This is a genomic window from Chromobacterium sp. W521, assembly GCF_052805975.1.
Genome location: NZ_JBRBAF010000020.1, coordinates 1 through 19,468, shown reverse-complemented (window position 1 = coordinate 19,468; position 19,468 = coordinate 1). Strand labels below are relative to the sequence as shown.

Genomic DNA, 19,468 nt, shown 5'->3' with positions numbered 1-19,468 from the left:
GGGGCGTGGACAATGGCCCGATCACTTTTCAGTCGCAATTGCAGAGCTTGTACCTGGATCACCACGGCTGGCTGTGCGGTTTGCTGCAGCGCAAGTTGGGCAATCCAAACGATGCGACGGATCTGGCTCACGACATTTACCTGCACCTCATTCAGAAAGGGCGGATTCCGCCGGCGGATGAATCCCGTTGCCACTTGGCGCAGATCGCCAAAGGCAAGGTGATTGATTTGCTGCGCCGCCGCCGCTTGGAGGCCAGCTATCTGGAAAGCCAGGCCCAGCAGCCGGAGCCGCGCACGCAGTCGGAAGAGGCGCGCGCGCTGGTGAAGGAGGAGATCAAGGGGGTGGACCTGGCGCTGATGGGCAAGTCGTTCAAGGTGCGCCAAGCGCTGCTGCTGTCCCGGCTCAACGGCATGAGCTACGGCGATATCGCCGCGGAGCTTCAGGTGTCGGTGTCTTCGGTGGAGAAGTACGTTGCGCTGGGCCTGCAAGCCTGCCGGCGCAGCGTGGAGGCCGGCCTGGGGCCGGACGCGTGCAAGCAACAACCATTAATCCGTGTTGTAGAGGAGTTGTCATGAGTGTTGAGGAAGAGGTTTTGGGAGAGGCCGCCGCCGGGCCTATCGCCCGCGTGTTGGCGCCGATACGCGGCCGGCTGATCGCCGCCGGCCTGCTGGCGGGGCTGGGCGCCATGCTGAGCCTGGCGCCGCTGGCCGGCGTCGCCCATATCGCGCAGCTGGCGCTGGGCCAGGGCGCGGCCGCGCTGGGCGGCGATGACTTGTGGCGGGTGGTGGGCCTGAGCCTGCTCTGCCTGTTTGCCGGCATGACGCTGATCCTGGCCGGCGATGTGGTGGCCCACCTGGCGGACAACCGCATCACCGGCCTGCTGCGCCTGGCCATTACCCGCCGGCTGGCCAAGGTGCCGCTGGGCTGGTTCACCAGCCGCGCCTCGGGCGAGGTCAAGCAGGCGATGCACGACGATATCGGCATCCTGCACAGCCTGACCGCCCATTTCTACACCACGCTGGGGCGCAGCGTGGGCGCGGTGCTGGCGTCCATCGTCTACATGTTTGCGATGGATTGGCGCATGGCCATCGCCTCGCTGCTGCCCTTCCCGTTGTTCTTCCTGTTTTTCGCACGGGCGCACAAGGCCAGCGCGGCCAATATGGAGAGCTTTGGCGCGGGCATGGCGCGTATCAACAACGCGGTGGTGGAGTTCGTCAACGGCATTCCGGTGGTGAAGGCCTTTGGCGCGCAGCACAAGGCGCACGGCAGCTACCGCGCGGCGATAGATGCCTTCGCCAGCGCTTTCACGGATTTCACCCGGCCGTTGGTCAGCGCAATGGCCAACGCCAACGCCATCATCGCGCCGGTGTCGGTGCTGGGCGTGGTGCTGGCTTTTGGCGCGCTGATGGTGGGCCTGGGCTGGATCGCCCCGGTGGACGTCTTGCCCTTCGCCCTGGTGGCGCCGGGGCTGAGCTCGCCGCTCTTGATGCTGAGCTACATCACCCATGACCTTAACCACGCCACCGGCGCGGCCCAGCGCGTGCACGCGCTGCTGCAGACCCCAGTGCTGGAAACCGCCGCCGGCACGGCGCGGCCGGCCGACGCCGAAATCCGCGTGGAAGGGCTGAGTTACGCTTATTCCGAGCAAGAGCCGGTGTTGTCCGGCATCGATTTCACGCTGGCGCCCGGCACGGTGACGGCCATCGTCGGCCCCTCCGGCGCCGGCAAGTCCACGCTGGCGCGGCTGCTGCTGCGCTTCTTCGACCCCAGCGCCGGGCGCATCACTCTGGGCGGCGTGGATTTGCGGCAGTTGGACAGCGCGGAGTTGTACCGGCGCATCGGCTTCGTCCTGCAGGACGTGCGCCTGATCCACGCCAGCGTGCGCGACAACATCGCGCTGGGCCGGCCCTCGGCCAGCCAGGCGGAGATCGAAGAGGCTGCGCGCACCGCCAATATCCACGAACGCATTCTCAGCCTGCCGCGTGGCTATGACTCGGTGATCGGCGAGGACGTGCAGTTCTCCGGCGGCGAGGCCCAGCGGCTGAGCATTGCCCGCGCGGTGTTGCTGGACCCGCCGGTGCTGGTGCTGGACGAGGCGACGGCGGCGGCCGACGCGGAAAACGAGGTGAAGCTGCAGCAGGCGCTGTCCTCCTTCGCCCGCGGTCGCACCCTGGTGGTGATCGCCCACCGGCTGGATACGGTGATGCAGGCGGACCAGATCCTGGTGGTGGACAAGGGCCGGCTGATTGAGCGCGGCCGCCATCAAGAGCTGCTGGCGCAGGGCGGCTGCTACGCGCGGTTGTGGGCGCAGGGCCATTACGGCAAGACCGGGGAAGTAGAACAGGAAGGATGGGTGCCGCAATGTTGAAAACTTTTATTCGGCTGCTGGGGGACGATGCGGTCAAATTGCGCCGCTACGCGTGGCTGGCCTTGATTTACAGCCTGCTGTGCGGCGTGACCATTGTGCTGCTGGCGCCGGTGCTTAGCCATTTGCTGGCCGGCGAGGCGCGCGCGGCCGGCATGTGGCTGGCGGCGCAGGCGCTGGGCGTGGCGCTGTGCTGGGGCCTGCGGCGCAAGGTGGAAAAAGCCGGCATCGCTGTCGGCATCGCTGTGCTGCAAAGCGGGCGCCACCGGCTGGCCGAGCATGTGGGCAGCCTGCCGGTGGGTTGGTTCAGCGCGGGCAACACCGCCCGGCTCAACCACATCGCCACTCAGGGCATGATGGAAATGGCCCAGCTGCCGGCCCATGTGTTCACCCCGTTGTTTGTCGGCGTGGTGACGCCGGTGGTGGTGCTGGGCGCGCTGTTCGCCGTCAATCCGTTGATGGGCTGGGTGGGGCTGGCCAGCCTGCCTTGCCTGCTGCTGGTGTTTGGGCTGACCGCGCGGCTGAGCCAGCGCGCTGACCAGGCTTACCAGCAAAGCACGGCTCAGAGCAGCCAGCGCATGGTGGAGTTCGCGCAGGCCCAATCAGTGCTGCGAGCCTTTAACGGCGAAAGCGGCGGCACGCGCTTTCTGGAGCAGGCCATCGCCCAGCAGCAGCAATCCGGCCGGCATTTGATCCGGTTGTCGGCGCTGTCCTCGGTGCTCAATGTGTGGGCGGTGCAGGCCAGCTTCGCCGCGCTGTTGCTGGTGGCCGCCTTGTGGCTGGGCGACCACGCCGGCCTGGGCCTGACCCCGGCCACGGTGATTCCGGCGCTGGTGGCGCTGATGCTGATGAGCCGCTTCATCGACCCGCTGCTGGATGTGACCGGCTACAGCGAGGTGCTGCGCGGCGCGCGCGGCCAGTTGCAGGCGGTGGCCAAGCTGTTTGAGGTGGCGCCCATGGCGGAACCGGCCCGTTCCGGCGCGCCGGCGGACGCCTCGGTGGAACTGAACCGGGTGAGCTTCCGCTACGGGCCGGAGCAGGCGCCGGTGCTGAACGGGCTCAACCTGCGCATAGCGCCGGGCAGCATGACCGCGCTGGTGGGCGCGTCCGGCTCCGGCAAAACCACTTTGCTGCGCTTGATCGCCCGTTTCTTCGATGTGGACCAGGGCGAAGTGAAAGTGGGCGGCGTGGATGTCCGCGATCTGTCCAGCGAACGGCTGGCCGGCCAGATCAGCCAGATCTTCCAGGACGCCTATCTGTTCCAGGGTAGCATTGGCGACAACATCCGCATCGGCAAGCCGGACGCCAGCGACGCCGAAGTGTTGGCGGCGGCCCGGCAGGCCGGGGTGGAGGAAATCATCGAGCGGCTCCCGCAGGGCCTGGAAACCCCGGTGGGCGAGGGCGGCGCGCGCTTGTCCGGCGGCGAGCGCCAGCGCATCTCCATTGCGCGCGCGCTGATCAAGGACGCGCCCATCCTGCTGGTGGACGAAGCCACGGCGGCGCTGGACACCGAAAACCAGGCCGCCATCGCCCAGGCGCTGGCGCGGCTGCGCGGCAAACGCACTCTGATCGTCATCGCCCACCAGCTGTCCACGGTGGAGATGGCGGACCAGATTGTGGTGTTGGAGGATGGCAAGGTGCGCGAGCAAGGCAGCCATGCCGAGCTGAGCGCGCGCTCCGGTCTCTACGCTCACTTTCTGGAGCAGCGCAGAAGCGCCAAGGGCTGGCGCATCACCGCGGCGCCCGTCGCAGAGGCCGTGTCTTGAAACGACTTGCCTTGCCGCTGCTGCTCTTGGCTTGCAGCGGCCTGTCTTTGATGGTGGGGGCCAAGCAGATGGCCTGGACCGGGCCGCTGGCCCTGTCCGACGACAGTTGGCTGACCCTCACCGCCAGCCGGTTGCCGCGCTTGGCGGCGCTGCTGCTGGTGGGGGTGGGGCTGTCGGTGTGCGGGGTGATTTTGCAGCAGATCGTGCGCAACCGTTTTGTGGAGCCGGCCACCTCAGGCGGGCTGGACGCGGCCAAGCTGGGCATTCTGGTGGGGCTGAGCCTGGTCCCGGAGGCCGGCAACCTGGGACGGATGCTGTTTGCGCTGGCTTTCTGTTTTGCGTCCAGCCTGGTCTTCATCGCCATCATCCGCCGCATCCAGTTCAAGAACACCGTGCTGGTGCCGGTGATAGGGCTGATGTACGGCAGCGTGCTCAGCGCCGTGGCCGAGTTCTACGCCTACCGCCACAACATCCTGCAAAGCATGCAGGGCTGGCTGCTGGGCGATTTTTCCAAGATCGTCGAAGGCAATTACGAGATCGTCTACCTGATCCTGCCCATCGTCGCGCTGGCTTATTGCTACGCCCACCGCTTCACCGTGCTGGGCATGGGCGAGGAGATGGCCGCCAGCCTGGGCCTGAGCTACGCGGCCACCGCGGCGCTAGGCCTGGTGCTGGTGGCGGTGACGGTGGCCGCCACCGTTATCACCGTGGGTGCGATTCCCTTTGTCGGCTTGGTCATTCCCAATCTGGTGGCGCTGCGCTGGGGCGAGAACCTGCAGCGCACGCTGCCCATCGTCGCCGCCTGCGGCGCCTTGTTGATGTTGGTTTGCGACATCATGGGCCGCCTGCTGATCTACCCGTTTGAAGTGCCCATCGGCCTGACCGCGGGCAGCGTGGGCGGCGTCCTGTTCCTGATGATGATTCTATGGAAGCACAAATGAGGGACGCCCTGATCCGCCGCGGCGTCTGGGCGCTGGCGGCGGCGCTGGCGCTCGTGTTCCTGCTGCTGGGCTCCGGCCTGGATTTCGATTACGTGATTCCCAACCGGCTGATCCGCCTGGCGGCGATGGTGGTGGCCGGGGTCTGCATCGCCGTGTCCGCGCTCACCTTTCAGACGCTGACCGGCAACCGCATCCTCACCCCGGCCATCATGGGTTACGAGGCGATCTACCTGCTGCTGCAGTCCCTGCTGGTGATGGCGCTGGGCGCGCACAGCCTGGCGCTGCTGGGCCGCCACGGCAACGCGCTGCTGTCCATCGCGGTGATGCTGGCTTATTCCTGGGCGATACACCGCGCGCTGTTCCGCAAGGAGCGCAATGATCTCTATCTGCTGCTGCTGACCGGCCTGGTGCTGACCATGGTGCTGGGCACCTTTACCCAGTTCATCCAGCTCAAGACCAGCCCGGGCGAGTTCGCCATTCTGCAGGGCTTCAGCTATGCCTCCTTCAACCGGGTTCAGCCAGGGGCGCTGCTGTTCGCCGCGCTGCTGACCGCGGCCGCGGCCTGGCTGGTGAGCCGGCGGCTGGCGGTGCTGGACGTGCTGCTGCTGGGGCGCGAGCAGGCGATCTCCCTGGGCGTGGATTACCCCGGCAATGTGCGCATGCAGCTGGCGCTGATTGCGGTGCTGGCGGCGGTGTCCACCAGCCTGGTGGGGCCCACCGCCTTCATGGGCGTCTTCGTGGCCAACATCACTTACGCGCTGGCGCGGACTTTCCGGCACCGGGTCACGCTGCCCATGGCCTGCGCCATCGCCATCGCCATTTTTATTGCTGCCCAACTGCTGGTGGAGCAGCTGTTCAATTACAAAACCACCGTCAGTATCCTGGTCAACCTGGTGTGCGGCGCCTATTTCCTGGCGCTGATGGTGCGTAGCAGAGGACATGCATGATCACGCTTGAGCGCGTCTACAAGGCCTATGGCGACAAACAGGTGCTGCGCGACGTCAATCTCAGTTTTCCCTCCCGGCAAGTCACCTCGCTGATCGGCCCCAACGGGGCCGGCAAGAGCACGCTGCTGATGTCCATCGCCCGGCTGTTGAAGCCCAGCGCCGGACGCATCCTGATGGACGGGGAGGAGATAGAGCGGATCCCGCTGCGCAGTTACGCCAAGCGCGTGGCCACGCTGCGTCAGCACCCCAATATCGGCCTGCGCCTGACGGTGGAGGAGCTGGTGGGCTTCGGCCGCTTTCCCTACAGCCAGGGCCTGCTGAGCCGGGACGACCGCCGCGCGGTGGACGAGGCGCTGGCCTTCCTGGAGCTGGAACCGCTGCGCGTCCGTTATCTGGACGAGCTTAGCGGCGGCCAGCGGCAGATGGCTTTTTTGGCTATGTGCATCGCCCAGCAGTCCGATTATCTGCTGCTGGACGAGCCGCTCAACAACCTGGACATGAAGCACGCGGTGCACATCATGCAGGCCATACGCCGGCTGAGCGAGGAACAAGGCCGCACCGTGATCCTGGTGGTGCACGACATTAACTTCGCGGCCAATTACTCGGACCACATTGTCGCCATGAAGGCGGGCGCGGTGCACGGCAGCGGCCCGGTGGCGGAGGTGGTCACCCAGGCGCGGCTGCGCGACCTCTACGGCCTGGCCGTGGACATCCTGCCCAGCGAGCGCGGCTTCGTCTGTAATTACTTCAACCCTACCCCCACTGGAGAACCCGTATGAGCAACGATAAGAAGCCGCGCGCGCGCGCGGCCCTGCTGGCGCTGGCCGTGGCCGGCGGCCTGCTGGGCTGCGACGCCCGTCAGGCGACATCCGAAACCGCCGCCGCGCCGACGGCCCAGGCCGCTTACGCCCCGGTCACCGTCAAGCACGAACTGGGCACCACGCAGATCAACAAGCGGCCGGAGCGGGTGGTGGCCTTCGACATGAGCGAGCTGGACGCGCTGGATCAGCTGGGCGCGCCGGTGGCGGGCATCTCCAAAGATTACGTGGCAGGCTTCCTGAAGAAGTACGAGCAGGACCCCAAGGTGATGGACGTGGGCACCACCATCCAGCCCAATCTGGAGCGGCTGCACGCCCTCAAGCCGGACCTGATCCTGATCTCCCCGCTGCAGGCGCAAAGCTACCCGGAGCTGAGCCGCATCGCGCCGACGCTGCATTACGACATCGACCTCAACAACCGCCCCGGCCATACCCTGGACACGGCCAAGGAGCATTTGCTGACCCTGGGTCGGATTTTGGGCAAGGAGGCGCTGGCGCGCGAGAAAGCCGGCGAGATCGACGCCAAGATCAAGCAGGTGCGCGAGGTGACCGCCGGCCGTCCGGAAAAGGCCTTGATCGTGCTGCACAACAACGGGGCGTTTACCTCCTACGGCGTGCGTTCGCGCTATGGTTACATCTTCGACACCCTGGGGGTGAAGCCGGCCAGCAACGAAACCAGCAGCGGCCTGCACGGCCAGCCCATCTCCAATGAATTCATCCAGCAGGCGGACCCGGACATCCTTTACGTGATAGACCGCACCGCGGTAATGGAGCGGCGTCCGGCCTTGAATCTGAAAACCCTGGACAACCCGCTGCTGCGGCAGACCAAGGCCTGGCGCAAGGGCAAGGTGATCTTTGCCGACGCCGAAACCTGGTATCTGTGCACGGCCAGCCTGAGCTGCCTGAACCGGATTGGGGATGAGGTGATCAAGGGTTACCGCAGTTAAGACCCGCTAACAAAACCCCTGATCCTGCGTTGCGCCTCCTTGTCGTACGACTTGTACTGTAGCTTCGCAGAAACTTCGTTTTCTGCGTCGGCGCGCCTTGGCTCAGGTACGCTGCGCGGTTTTGTTAGCGGCTCTAAACCGGACGCGGCGCGGATGACTTGACGACGTGCTATCAAAAATGATTTTCATTTCTATTTGAGGGTTTCTCACTTTGCTTCGGAATACATAGTGAAGTGAAACAATCTCCTCACGTAGAAAGGAACTTGGATGTTGAGTCAGAAACGGTCGGCCTCCCCCATATCAACTACACGCCGACTCGCGCCGCAATCCGCCTTCCCGCTGAATAAACTTCTCTCCGCCACCCGCCTGGCCCTGTTGGTGGGCGTTGGCGGCATGGCCGTGGTGCCGGCGGCGCTGGCCCAAGGCACGGACGCCGCGCCGGCCAAGGCCCAGGCCGGCAACAGCGCGCCGGAACGGCTGGAGCCAGTGGTGGTGCAAGGCCGTCGCGTCTACGCCGGCGGCCAATTGGCCACCGATAGCCGAGTGGGCGTACTGGGCAATCTGGACGTGATGGACACACCGTTCAGCACCATCAGCTACACCGAGGACTATGTCGAAAACCAGCAAGCGCGGGATATTGGCACATTGATCGGCGCCGCAGACGCCTCGGTCTATGTGGCTAGCAAACGATCCGTCAAAGAAACATTCAATATCCGCGGCTTTCCCACCTCCGCCAACGATATGACCTTCAACGGCTTGATCGGCATGGCGCCGAACCAACGCAGCTCCACTGAAATGGCGGCGCGGGTGGAAGTGCTCAAGGGGCCGTCCACCCTGCTCAACGGCATGCCGCCGGACGGCAGCCTGGGCGGCAGCGTCAACATCGTGCCCAAGCGCGCGGGCAACACGCCGCTGACATCCATCACCGCGACTTATGAATCCGATAATATGCCCGGCATGCACGTGGATGTGGGCCGGCGCTTTGGCGACAAGCAGCAATGGGGCGTGCGCTTCAACGGCGTTTACCGCAACGGCGATACCGCGGTGGACAAGCAGAAGCAGGACATGGGCCTGGCCTCGCTGGGCCTGGACTGGCGCGGAGAGCGCGCCCGCGTTTCGCTGGACCTTTACAAGCAGCGGGAGAGGCTGGACGGCATCAACTACTTCGGCATCTTCTCCATCGCCCCCGGCGTGACCCAAGTGCCTACGCCCAAAACCGGCGATTATCAGCTGGCGCCGGATTGGGCCGCCAGCATTAACAACACCCAGATGGCCATGCTGCGTGGCGAATACGAACTGAGCGATGCGCTCACCCTGTTTGGCGCATGGGGACAGCGGGACGTGGATTTCGACGCCCAGATCACCAGAAATCAATTGCTGAACAATGCCGGGGACATCAACGTGAACGCCTTTCGCTTAATCAGCGATGGGACGCAGAAATCCGGCGAGGCCGGCGTGCGTGGTCATTTCGACACCGGCAAGATTCAACATAAATGGTCGCTGGTGGCCACGCGCTACACCTCGCAGTGGAACTACCAGGATGGCAGAGGGCCCTCCTTCACTACTAATTACTATGCGCCGTCCTTCGGACCCAAGCCGACGTTCCGGTATATGGGTAGGAGCGTTGAGGACAAGCTGGGCAGCATCGCCCTGGCGGACACCCTCTCCTTCATGGACGGCAAGGTGCAATGGACGGTGGGCACGCGGCGTCAGAATGTGCAGAGCAGCAACTACGACGCGGCCGGCGCGCAAACCTCCAACTATGACCAAAGCCGCTGGTCCCCGGCCACCGCCTTGCTGGTCAAGCTCTCGGACCAGCTCTCGGTTTACGGCAACTACATTCAGGGCCTGAACAAAGGCGAAACCGCGCCCACTGCGGCCAAGAACGCCGGCGAAAGCCTGCAGCCGTATCAGACCGAGCAGTACGAGCTGGGCGCCAAGCTGGATTGGGGCGGCATTACCCATAGCCTGAGCCTGTTCCAGATCGCCCGGCCCAGCGCTTACACCAGCCCGGACAGCAATGTCTTCGGCGTGTATGGCGAGCAGCGCAACCGAGGTTTGGAGTGGAGCTTCTGGGGCGAGGCCAGCCGCGGCCTGCGCCTGATGGGCGGCGCGTCTTACACCAAGGCCGAGCTGACCAAGGCGCTGGACCCGACGCAAGTGGGCAAGCAGGCCACGGGCGTGCCCAAGGTAATGGTCAAGTTGGGCGTGGAATACGATATCGCCGCTCTACCGGGCCTGACCGCCACCGGCAACGCCCAGTACGTGGGCGAGCGCTTTGTCCGCGACAACAACCAACTGTCCTTGCCTTCCTACACCCTGTTTGACCTGGGCGCGCGCTACACCACCAAAGTGGCGGCCAAGGAAATCACCCTGCGCGCGACGGTACAGAACGTCGCCAACCGAGCTTACTGGGCGGGGTCATGGAACGGCGGCGACGGCAGCGGCTTGTCCGGTGGCCTGGGCGCGCCGCGGACCTTGCTGCTGTCCGGCACTTTGTCGTTCTGAGGCCCTGCTTGCGATCCGCTGCGCGTCGCGGGATTTCGCTTGCGCGGTGGTTTCCGCCTTGGGCCGTCTTGGCTCGCGAGAGCGTGAGCCGGCGCTAAGCGCGCAGGGAAGCTAGTCAACGCCGCGGCTTCGGCCGCGGCGTTGTCGCGTCTGATGCCGGCTTACCAGCGCGCTCGCTTGAACAGGCTGAGCCGGTTGATGCGGAACAGACGCGCCGGGCGCTGCTTGCCGCCCAGGAATTCTTCGGTGGCCTCCAGTATGGCGGCCTCGTCCGCGTATTCGCCGGGCTTGGCGTCCGCCACCTTGATGCCCAGCCGCGAGCGGAAGGTGCCGCGGGACACGGTTTCGCCAAAGATCTGCTCGTAAGTGCGCTGAAGCTGGGTGAGGGTGAACAGCTCCGGCAGCAGCCAGCAGGGCAGGGTGGAGTAGCTGGCCTTGTTGCGTACCCGCTGTACCGCTTCCCGCACCTGCTCCGCGTGGTCGAAGGCCAGCTCCGGCAACTGGTCCACATCGTAAAAGTGGAACACGCCGTCGCCGGCGTCCCGCAGCTGCTGCAAGGGGATCAGCGCCACGTGGGCGATGGCCACCGACCAGCCGCGCGGATCGCGCCGCGGGCCGGCGAAGGTGCGCAGCTGTTCCAGGTAGCGGGGTTCCAGTCCGGTTTTGTCGCGCAACACGCGCATGGCGGTGGCTTCGCAGCTTTCGTCCTCGTCCACATGCACATAGCCGCCGGGCAGCGCCAGCTGGTGTTGGCAGGGGGCATGTTGGCGACGGTGCAGCGCCACTTGCAGGCCGGTGGCGCCCAGGGTGAGCAGGACGATGTCCACGCTGACGGCGGGCGCGGGGCGAGAGGTGCTCATATGCAGTCTCCGGTTTGGTTTTTCGATATTTTCCGCCATATAGTTGCAAAACTCAACTAAGTACATTTATACTGTGCACATGTTAGTTGAAATTATCAACTAAGTAAGCCAACACAGCGCAGGAGTCGGCATCATGTTCAAGGTTTTCGCGGTTTCGCAGCAGGGCGTCAGCCAGCAGCTGGCTTTTCAAAGCACGGTCTTTCCCGGTGGGGAGGTTCAGGTGTCGGTGGAACTGGACGCGTCGGCGGAAGCCTTGCGGCTGCATGCCCACCTGCCCGACGCGCAAGCGGTGATGACCTTGTTGATGCTGAGCGACGCGTTGCGCCGCGCTTATCCGGGCCGGCCGCTGGCGCTGCATCTGCCTTATGTGCCGTATGCGCGTCAGGACCGGGTAGCCAATCCCGGCGAGGCGTTGAGCGCCAAAGTGTTTTGTCAGTTGATCAACGCCCAAGGCTACAGCCGGGTGGTGATCCAGGATCCGCACAGCGATGTGGTGACCGCTTTGCTGGACCGGGTGGAAGTGGAGGACCCGTTGCCGGCGCTACGTCGGGTGCTGGAGCGGGTAGGCCCGGCGGCGCTGGTGGCGCCGGATGCCGGCGCGCGCAAGCGGGTGCTGAAGCTTGCGCGGGAGTTGGGCTGCGAGGCGGTGTTGGCGGACAAGGTGCGGGATACCCAAAACGGCCGCATCAGCGGCACCCAGGTGACCGGCCCCTTGCCGGCGCTGCAGCTATTGGTGGTGGACGATATCTGCGACGGCGGCCGCACCTTCACCGAGCTGGCCAAGGCGCTGCGCGAACGCCAGCGGGAACAGGGGCTGGACGCGCCGCTGCACCTGTACGTGACCCACGGCATTTTCAGCCATGGCCTGGAACCACTGCTGGCGCATTACCAGCAGGTGTTCAGCCGCAATAACTGGACGGCGGATATCCGCTGCCAGCTGGTTTGACTCACACAATAGATAGGGAATACATCATGAACGCCCCCATTCGCCCCCTGGCCCGTGAACTGAACCAACTGCAGCCGTTCAATCTGGCGGACTTCTATAAAACCGGGCATCCATCCATGTATCCGGCGGCCACCACCAAGCTGGTGGCCAATTTCACTCCACGCTCGGCCAAGTACGCGCCGGTGCTGCCGGAGCTGTTCGACAACAAGGTGGTGTGGTTCGGCCTGCAGGGCTTCATTCAGCAATACCTGATCGACTTGTTCGACCAGGAGTTCTTCCGTCAGCCGCGGGACAAGGCGGTGCGCAAATACCAGCGCCGCATGGACACGGCACTGGGTGCGGGCGCGGTGTCCGTCGGCCGATTGGAAGCGCTACACGCGCTGGGCTATTTGCCGCTGGAGATTCGCTCCCTGCCGGAAGGCGCGCGGGTGGATATCAAGGTGCCGCCGGTGACCTTCGGCAACACGCATCCGGACTTTCCCTGGGTGGCCACTTATTTTGAAACCCTGTTCAGCTGCGAATCCTGGAAGCCGTCCACCGTGGCCACCATCGCGTTTGAATTCCGTAAACTGCTGGACTATTTCGCTCGCCTTACCGGCAGTGCGCCGGAGTTCGTCAATTGGCAGGGGCATGACTTCTCCATGCGCGGCATGAGCGGGGTGCACGACGCCATGCGCTGCGGCGCCGGCCATCTGCTGTCCTTCACCGGCACCGACACCATTCCGGCGCTGGACTATCTGGAGGACTTTTACGACGCGGACGCAGAACGGGAACTGGTGGGCGGCTCCATCCCGGCGTCAGAACACAGCGTGATGGCGCTGCGCATCCTGTTGACGCTGCAGCGGCTACGCCGCGACCCGGCCCACGCCGGGCTGGGGGAGGGAGCGCTGCGCCGGCTGGCGGAGCGGGAAGTGGTGCGCGAGTTCGTTAGCAAGGATTATCCGCAGGGCATGGTGTCCATCGTCAGCGACACCTTTGATTTCTGGAACGTGGTCACGGTGATTGCCCGCGAGCTGAAGGACGACATCCTGGCGCGGCGGCCGGACGCGCTGGGCAACGCCAAGGTGGTGTTCCGCCCGGACTCCGGCGATCCGGTGAAAATCCTCACCGGCTACCGCGACGACGAGCTGATCCGTGTTGACGGCCTGCCGGTGCGGGACGCGGACGGCGCGTACACAGCGCTGAGCGGCGGCCTGCGGGTGACGGAGGCGGAGCGCAAGGGCGCGGTGGAATGCTTGTGGGAGATTTACGGCGGTACGGTCAGCGCCGCCGGCTACCGGCTGCTGGACAGCCATGTGGGCCTGATCTATGGCGACTCCATCACCCTGCCGCGCGCCCGTGCCATCCTGCGCCGGCTGGCGGCCAAGGGTTTCGCCTCCGGCAATGTGGTGTTCGGCATCGGCAGCTTTGTCTACGGCATGAACTCGCGGGACACCTTCGGTTATGCGTTGAAGGCGATTTACGCGGAAGTGGACGGCGAGGCGGTGGATATCTACAAGGACCCGGCAACCGACGACGGCACCAAAAAATCCGCCAAGGGCCTGCTGCGGGTGGAGCGTGAGGGTGATCATTACGTGCTGCATCAGCAACAGACGGCGGAGCAGGCGGAATGCGGCGAGTTGCGGCCGGTGTTCCGTGATGGCCAGCTGCTGGCGCGGCAATCGCTGGCGGAGATCAGGCAGCGGCTGATGGCCTCCTGGCAGTGTCCGGAGCCGGGCAGCATTCGTTGGAGCGTGGAGGACTGAAGCCGCCGCGTCGCGTTTCCAGGCCGGGCGGCATGCCCGGCCTTTTGCGTCGCCGTAGGCTTAATCAAAGCTCAACTCCACGGTGGCGGCGGCATTGACCTCGCCGGGCTGGATGGGGGCGCCGTTGACGGCGTAGCGCACCACCATGGGCAGCGCGTGCTGTTGCCTGGCCGCCAGGCTGGTGAACTCGGTGCCCAGTACATACGCACCGGTTTCGCCCTGGCGTTGCAGCTCCAGCCCAATGCCCTGGGCGTTGTTTCGCCCGCCGGCGATGCTCAGCAGCGTGCCGGCGGCGCCGGGCGCGTTGGCGTCACTCAGCTTGGCGCGGATGCTGGTGCCGGGCGCGCAGTTCAGATCGATGTTGAACTGCTTATCGCCGGCGCGGCCGGTGCCGGCGAAGTCGAGGGTGCTGACGTCGGGCAGGCGGACAGTCTGGCTGGCGTTGCGGAACGAGCAGCCGATCACCCTGATGGCGGGCTGATTGAAGGTGTAGCTGAACAACTCGGCGTCGATGGTTGGATTGCGTTTGTCATTCTTGTAGCGCATGAGGTAGCGCTGAGCCAGCAATACATTGGAGGTGATGTCGCCGGTTTTGATGAGCTGAATCGTATCCGTGATGGTGATCTGTCCGCTGAGTTTAATTCCGCGCAGATTGGTGCTGTCATTGTTCAAGGCTGTCGCGCTAAAGGTCTGCGATTTGTGGCTGTGGTCATTTCGATTGAGCCAGCGGATACCAATGCCCTGTGTGCCGCTGTGTCTGACATTGTCTCCCGGCGCCTTGCCGTGGTCGGTGTTGCTAGAGGCTTGATAAACGGCCCAACTGAGTTTCTTGTTCGCTTTTTGGGCGTTGCATTGGACCTTGGTTTGCATCGTCACCTCGGCGATGAGGTAGCCGGGCTTGGCATCGTAAGGAATGAGTAATGGGTCAGGAAAAGTGATGATTTGCGAGCTTGCAATGCAATCGGCATGGCTTGGGCGGCTGCAGCTTCCCAGCGTCAATAGCAAGACGAGGCAGGTCAGCAGCGGGCGGCGGGTAGGCGGAGTGTGCATCTGGGTATCCTTTCTTTGATTAAGCGCGGCGCGTAGAACCTATTTACGATCTTGCGAGCTAGAGCGAGACAAGGCGAAAACAGCTGAGAAAGCGGAATGTACGCGTGGTACATGAGCATTTCGAGGCGGTTTCCAACGCCGTATCGCCGACGCGCAGCAGATCGTAAACAGCTTCTTAGAGGCAGGGCAGCTCCAGCCGCTGGTAATGTCGCCCAGGCTTGGCGGGCGGCAGCTTATAGCGAGCGGTGCAGCCGCCGTCGCTCCATTTCACGGCCAGTAGGCCTTGCGGCTGCTGGAGCAAGAGCAGCGTCCGGCCTTGCGGGTCCGCGATGCCTAACGGCTGGCCGGTGACATCTTCTACGCTGGCGCCAAACGGCACCGCGCTGCCGTCGCGGCGACGCAGACTGAATTGAACGCGGCGTCCGCTGCGCGCCTTGAACACGGCCTTCACCACCGCGCCGCGGCGTGGCACCACTTGCTTGACGCTGTCTTCCAGTTCCAGCGCGGCGCCCAGCTTGCGGCTGTCCAGGCTCAGGCTGTTAGCGCGGTATGGCTGGGCGTCCGCGCGTACGGTGTAGCCGTTGCCGCTCAGGCCGGCGGCGCCGTCCACTTGCAGCAGGGCGAAGGTGTCGCCGACTGCGCGGCTGAGGTTGACGCCGCCGGCGTGGACGACGACGGCGCCGCTGGCGCCCAGGCTGGCGGATTGATGGTTGCGCGCTGTGCTGTAAGCGGCGCTCAGCTGCGCGACATCGCCCTGATGGACACCGCTGGCGCTCAGGCTGGCGCCGCCCTGGCTGTCGCGGCTCACGGAGACGGTGTAGCTGTCGGCCTCGCCCAACTGGCCGCTGAGGCTGGTGTGCAGCGCGTTGCGGCCAAGCTGGGCGCTGAGCTGCGGGGCGCGTCTCCCAGTGTCCAGCGGCAGGCTGAAGCCCAGCATGATCTGCTTGTCGCCTTGGCCGCGGCCGTCGCGGCTCCGGCTGAGGCTGAGGTGGTAGTGAAACTGTTTCCAGCGATGGCTGTAAGCCAGGTTGAGGCTGTGGCTGGCGCCGGGCCGGCCCCAATAGTTCTGGCGGCCGAGGCTGAGATAAAGGCTGCCGCGGCGGCCCTCCCGGCCCAGGGTTTGTTGGGCGCTGAGGTCTATCCGGGCGCGAGCGCGGTGTTGGTTGGCGCGCCGGGCCAGGTCCGCCGCGTGGTCGTTGAAGCTGCGGTAGCCGGCGGTGGAGTAGCGGTAAGCCGCCAGGGTGAACTGGGTCTGGGTGCTGGGCAGGGCCTTGTGGTACAGCAGACGCAGGCTTTGTCCCTGGCTGCGCGGGCCTTGGGCGCGGCTGAGGGATTGGCTTAGGTCCAGCGACAGCGCTCCCAGCGGCGTGTTGGCGCCCAAGCCCAGGTTGACTGCCTGGAAGCGCGGCGAAAGCTGGAAGCCGGCGGCCACCGTGCTGTCGTCGCTGAGGCCGTAAACCAGCGCGCCGGCGGCCAGCCCGGGGCGGGCCGCTTCGCCGCCCTGGTACTGGCCCAGCGCGGCGTGGTATTTCCAGCGGCCTCGGGCCTGCATCAGCGGCAGGCTGGAGAAGCTTTGATGGCTGACGCGGCGGCTGCCGTCGGCTTCGGTCACTGTGATTTCCAGTTCGCCGTTGGAGCCGGAAGGGGTGATGTCGGTGAATTCGAACGGGCCGGGAGGCACGTCGGCGCGGTGCAGCACATAGCCGTTCTGACGCACTTCCACTGTGGCCTGGCTCTGTGCCTGGCCGCGGACCACCGGTCGGTAGCCGCGCTCGCTGTCCGGCAGCATGGCCTCGTCCTGGCTCAGTTGCGCGCCACGAATGCGCACGCTGTCGAACAAAACGGCGTCGGTGTATTGCTCACCCAGCGTCAGTTGGCTGCGCAGGGCGGTGATGTCGCGTTGCAGCAGGGTGCGGTTGCTGCGTATCTCTGCGGCTTGGCCCGTATTCCAACTGAGGGTGGCGTCGTTGCGCAGCCGCCAGTCGCCCAGGTTGAGCCCGTTTTGCAGGCCGAGATAAAACTGACGGCTGGCGCGGCCGTCCTGGCCACGGCTGTATTGGCTGCTCAATTGATAATTGGCGTAAGCGGCGTTGACGCCGGCGTCCCATAGCGCCGGGTCGACATAGCCGTCGGCGCGGCGCAGTAGATGGGCCTGAGGCACGCTCAGCTCAAGTTGCAGCCGGGTGGAGTCGTAGCGTACTTGCGCATGCTCCAGGTGCCGGGGCAGATCCACGCAGACCTCGTCGCCGGCACGGGACGCGGGCAGTTTGACGCCCAGCTTGCGCAGCAGCGCGGCGTCCAGGCAGGGACGCACTTTGCCGTCCGGCTGCTGGCGGAACAGGATGTCGCGGCGGTCCGCCAGTTGATGGTTGAGCAGGATGTCCACGCGATAGCTGCCGGGCAGGACGTTGTTGCCCGCGTTCAGCACCGCTTTGAGATCCGCCGCTTGCCCGTCCAGTTTCAGAAAGCGGGTGTTGAAGGCAGGCGCGTCCGCCGCTTGCGTCTGCGCGCAGGCGAGCAGCCAGCAGGCGCAGGCCAGACGGCGTGCCGCGCCGCGAGCTGGGGGCGTAAGCGCTTGGGTTCTCATCGGGTTGCGGACCAGCGGCCGGATCAGGGTTCCAGCCGCTGCGGCTGGGCGGACGCCGAGCCTTGCAGCCGGGCTTCAAAAGCCTGGCTGGCGCCAAAGTCGTTGATGATCTGGTAGCGCAAGCGCGCATCGTTTGCGGTGTCGGCGGGCAGCGGCCATTGTCCGCCGGCGCCGGGTGCCAGCATTTGGGCGCGGCTGATTTCCTTGGATTTTCCGCCGGAGAGCAGGGTCAGGCCGGTCACGGTCACGTGGTAGCGGCTGGGGTTGTCCGCTTGCAGCCAGCTGTTGCCGCGCTCGCGCCGCAGCCGCCAACGCAGGCGTTCCGGCGCTTGCAGCGCGTGGCCGTCCAGGCCCGGCGGACGGTAGAACACCTTGACGCGCTGGCGCACCGCCAATTGCAGCACATTGCCTTTTCCGGCGGCCTGAGGGATTTCCTGCACATTGAGCCAGAAGGCGGTTTCCTGTTGATCGGACGCGCCGGAGCCGGCGTAGAGGATGCGCAGCAATTGCTCCTGCCCGGCCGGCAGCCGCGTCAGCGGCGGAGTGATGGCGAAGGGCAGTTCGGCCTTGTCGCCGTCCAGCGCTTCCAGCCAGGATTGCACCAGAATGTCCGCGCCGTGATTGCGCACTGTGACGGAGGCTTCCGGATGCGCGCCGTCGAAAATGATGCGGGTGCCGTTGAGGCTGATGCCGGCGCTGGCCTGGGACATGGCCAGCCAGGCCGCCAAGCCGGCGGCGTGCAGCAGGGTTTTCATGATGGGGGCCCTGAAAATAGACAACGGCGGGAAGCCCGCCGCTGTGGGTGGAAGAAACTAGGGCTTAGTCGTAGCTCAGTTCGAAGGGGAGGTCGGCTTGTACGTCGCCTGCGGTCATCGCGATAACTGCCGGGTCCTTAACGTAAGCGACATCAAACTTTATGGTTTCGCTTGTACTTGGAGTGGGCTTGTTCAGCAGTTGTCCAGACACAAGGTTGTAGCTTGTGTCAGTTCCCGTCTGATACAGCGCGATGCCAATGCCAGCCGCCGGTGAGCCGCTGGCGATGTTCTTCAGGATGTTGGTTTGGCCTGTGAGCGTGTTGGTGCTGTCTAGAGCCTTGAGGGACACGGTCAAATTCTTAGCGCCCGTGCAGGTAATGGTTATTGAGTGCGATTTGGGATGACTGGGTTTGCTCGCCAAGGCTTGCACCTTTTCCATGGAGATCTCGTCCAGAGTCACGTTGATATCGGGAATCTCCATCGCCGCACTGCCGTTTACCGAGCAACTGGGCGCAGTGACTTTGCCAGTGAACTTGATGGTGCCGGTTCGGGTGACGGCGGCGGCCTGAGACGTCAGCGGAAGCGCTGCGGCAAAGACGGCCGCCAGGGTGAGGAGGGCGTGCTTTTGTTTCATTGTGGTCTCCAGTGGTTGCGGCGCGCAGGTGCTTGGCCTGGGCCTTGGGTGGAGACGGCATGATAAAAACACATTTAATTCAGGTCTTTAGCGTGGTTTTGAACGCCTCTTACCTTTTCTTACCAAGCCATAACTTTCCTTGTTTTGACTTTATTAATGTCGGCAAACAAGGTTTAAGCCGCTTTAGTTGATTGATAAGAGTTTAAACCTGTCCTTTTGGCCAGTTTTGTGAAAATAGCAATTTTCTTGGATTGCCCGCTAAGTACCGGTTATCTAAAATATTTTGGCTCAAATTTTGTCATCTCCACCCCCATTACGCCTCACGGCCCCCATCCGCAGACCAGGTCGAAGCCCGTCGCCATGGGGGCTTTGCATAAGGCCGGTTTGGGGGTGTTTTGATTTTGGATAGTTCGAAGGACCGCCCCATGGACCTCAGCACCCTGCTCGCCAGCTTCGCCTCCGCCTTCAACCAAGACCAACGCCTGCTCACCCTCAGCCTGGGCGACGGCAGCGTGGCGGCCGAGCAATTGCTGCCCCTGAGCCTGGCCGGCGAGGAAGGCGTGTCCCGGCCCTACGCCTACCAACTGACCTGTCTGTCG

Annotated in this window: 15 protein-coding genes; 10 read left to right on the top strand and 5 right to left on the bottom strand. The window is 64.7% G+C overall.

Annotated elements, in window-relative coordinates:
* Positions 1–5: 5 nt before the first annotated feature.
* From ACUXV1_RS21875 to ACUXV1_RS21840, 8 genes are all read left to right on the top strand, one after another.
* A complete protein-coding gene (locus ACUXV1_RS21875) occupies positions 6–575 on the top strand; it encodes a sigma-70 family RNA polymerase sigma factor (RefSeq protein ID WP_446016566.1) in 570 nt (189 codons plus the stop codon).
* Positions 572–2,368 carry an ABC transporter ATP-binding protein gene (locus tag ACUXV1_RS21870; protein ID WP_446016568.1) on the top strand — a complete coding sequence of 599 codons (1,797 nt, stop codon included), beginning with the start codon at positions 572–574 and terminating at the stop codon, positions 2,366–2,368. Before ACUXV1_RS21875 ends, ACUXV1_RS21870 begins: the two co-directional genes overlap by 4 nt.
* The gene (locus tag ACUXV1_RS21865) at positions 2,362–4,131 is read left to right on the top strand and encodes an ABC transporter ATP-binding protein (RefSeq protein WP_446016570.1); all 1,770 of its coding nucleotides are present in this window, start codon (positions 2,362–2,364) and stop codon (positions 4,129–4,131) included. Before ACUXV1_RS21870 ends, ACUXV1_RS21865 begins: the two co-directional genes overlap by 7 nt.
* Complete coding sequence (locus ACUXV1_RS21860; protein WP_081576225.1) at positions 4,128–5,072, top strand: ABC transporter permease; 945 nt, start codon at positions 4,128–4,130, stop codon at positions 5,070–5,072. The genes ACUXV1_RS21865 and ACUXV1_RS21860 overlap by 4 nt, the downstream gene beginning before the upstream one ends.
* On the top strand, positions 5,069–6,019 hold the full coding sequence (locus tag ACUXV1_RS21855) for an iron chelate uptake ABC transporter family permease subunit (protein ID WP_114153330.1): 951 nt from the start codon (positions 5,069–5,071) through the stop codon (positions 6,017–6,019). The genes ACUXV1_RS21860 and ACUXV1_RS21855 overlap by 4 nt, the downstream gene beginning before the upstream one ends.
* On the top strand, positions 6,016–6,798 hold the full coding sequence (locus tag ACUXV1_RS21850) for an iron ABC transporter ATP-binding protein (RefSeq protein WP_043639733.1): 783 nt from the start codon (positions 6,016–6,018) through the stop codon (positions 6,796–6,798). The genes ACUXV1_RS21855 and ACUXV1_RS21850 overlap by 4 nt, the downstream gene beginning before the upstream one ends.
* On the top strand, positions 6,795–7,784 hold the full coding sequence (locus ACUXV1_RS21845; protein ID WP_107733009.1) for a siderophore ABC transporter substrate-binding protein: 990 nt from the start codon (positions 6,795–6,797) through the stop codon (positions 7,782–7,784). Before ACUXV1_RS21850 ends, ACUXV1_RS21845 begins: the two co-directional genes overlap by 4 nt.
* Before the next feature lie 267 nt (positions 7,785–8,051).
* Positions 8,052–10,292 carry a TonB-dependent receptor gene (locus ACUXV1_RS21840; RefSeq protein WP_446016574.1) on the top strand — a complete coding sequence of 747 codons (2,241 nt, stop codon included), beginning with the start codon at positions 8,052–8,054 and terminating at the stop codon, positions 10,290–10,292.
* 161 nt (positions 10,293–10,453) lie between these two features.
* On the opposite strand, the gene ACUXV1_RS21835 is transcribed toward ACUXV1_RS21840, so the two are convergent.
* A complete protein-coding gene (locus ACUXV1_RS21835) occupies positions 10,454–11,152 on the bottom strand; it encodes an NUDIX hydrolase (protein WP_107733011.1) in 699 nt (232 codons plus the stop codon).
* A 133-nt stretch (positions 11,153–11,285) separates the two neighbouring features.
* On the opposite strand from ACUXV1_RS21835, the gene prs reads away from it, so the two are divergent.
* Together prs and ACUXV1_RS21825 are read left to right on the top strand one after the other, a co-directional pair.
* Positions 11,286–12,098 carry a ribose-phosphate diphosphokinase gene (gene prs / locus ACUXV1_RS21830; RefSeq protein WP_194427224.1) on the top strand — a complete coding sequence of 271 codons (813 nt, stop codon included), beginning with the start codon at positions 11,286–11,288 and terminating at the stop codon, positions 12,096–12,098.
* Between the two features lie 26 nt (positions 12,099–12,124).
* Entirely contained in the window at positions 12,125–13,843 is a 1,719-nt protein-coding gene (locus ACUXV1_RS21825; RefSeq protein ID WP_446016577.1) for a nicotinate phosphoribosyltransferase, read from the top strand.
* A gap of 60 nt (positions 13,844–13,903) precedes the next feature.
* Here the strand turns inward: ACUXV1_RS21825 and ACUXV1_RS21820 are convergent, their stop codons facing one another.
* From ACUXV1_RS21820 to ACUXV1_RS21805, 4 genes are all read right to left on the bottom strand, one after another.
* Positions 13,904–14,848: a fimbrial protein gene (locus ACUXV1_RS21820; RefSeq protein ID WP_446016579.1), complete on the bottom strand. Its 945-nt coding sequence runs from the start codon at positions 14,846–14,848 to the stop codon at positions 13,904–13,906.
* 220 nt (positions 14,849–15,068) lie between these two features.
* The gene (locus ACUXV1_RS21815; protein ID WP_203390231.1) at positions 15,069–17,480 is read right to left on the bottom strand and encodes a fimbria/pilus outer membrane usher protein; all 2,412 of its coding nucleotides are present in this window, start codon (positions 17,478–17,480) and stop codon (positions 15,069–15,071) included.
* A 23-nt stretch (positions 17,481–17,503) separates the two neighbouring features.
* Positions 17,504–18,235: a fimbrial biogenesis chaperone gene (locus ACUXV1_RS21810; protein WP_446016581.1), complete on the bottom strand. Its 732-nt coding sequence runs from the start codon at positions 18,233–18,235 to the stop codon at positions 17,504–17,506.
* A 64-nt stretch (positions 18,236–18,299) separates the two neighbouring features.
* On the bottom strand, positions 18,300–18,869 hold the full coding sequence (locus ACUXV1_RS21805; RefSeq protein WP_446016583.1) for a fimbrial protein: 570 nt from the start codon (positions 18,867–18,869) through the stop codon (positions 18,300–18,302).
* Positions 18,870–19,468 lie beyond the last annotated feature (599 nt).

Excerpts from the sequence above, each read along its gene's own strand:
- ACUXV1_RS21855 (WP_114153330.1), top strand. The coding sequence starts at position 5,069 with ATGAGGGACGCCCTGATCCGCCGCGGCGTCTGGGCGCTGGCGGCGGCG.
- ACUXV1_RS21850 (WP_043639733.1), top strand. The coding sequence starts at position 6,016 with ATGATCACGCTTGAGCGCGTCTACAAGGCCTATGGCGACAAACAGGTG.
- ACUXV1_RS21810 (WP_446016581.1), bottom strand. The coding sequence starts at position 18,235 with ATGAAAACCCTGCTGCACGCCGCCGGCTTGGCGGCCTGGCTGGCCATG.
- ACUXV1_RS21840 (WP_446016574.1), top strand. The coding sequence starts at position 8,052 with ATGTTGAGTCAGAAACGGTCGGCCTCCCCCATATCAACTACACGCCGA.
- ACUXV1_RS21815 (WP_203390231.1), bottom strand. The coding sequence starts at position 17,480 with ATGAGAACCCAAGCGCTTACGCCCCCAGCTCGCGGCGCGGCACGCCGT.
- ACUXV1_RS21825 (WP_446016577.1), top strand. The coding sequence starts at position 12,125 with ATGAACGCCCCCATTCGCCCCCTGGCCCGTGAACTGAACCAACTGCAG.
- ACUXV1_RS21835 (WP_107733011.1), bottom strand. The coding sequence starts at position 11,152 with ATGAGCACCTCTCGCCCCGCGCCCGCCGTCAGCGTGGACATCGTCCTG.
- ACUXV1_RS21865 (WP_446016570.1), top strand. The coding sequence starts at position 2,362 with ATGTTGAAAACTTTTATTCGGCTGCTGGGGGACGATGCGGTCAAATTG.
- ACUXV1_RS21805 (WP_446016583.1), bottom strand. The coding sequence starts at position 18,869 with ATGAAACAAAAGCACGCCCTCCTCACCCTGGCGGCCGTCTTTGCCGCA.
- prs (WP_194427224.1), top strand. The coding sequence starts at position 11,286 with ATGTTCAAGGTTTTCGCGGTTTCGCAGCAGGGCGTCAGCCAGCAGCTG.
- ACUXV1_RS21845 (WP_107733009.1), top strand. The coding sequence starts at position 6,795 with ATGAGCAACGATAAGAAGCCGCGCGCGCGCGCGGCCCTGCTGGCGCTG.
- ACUXV1_RS21870 (WP_446016568.1), top strand. The coding sequence starts at position 572 with ATGAGTGTTGAGGAAGAGGTTTTGGGAGAGGCCGCCGCCGGGCCTATC.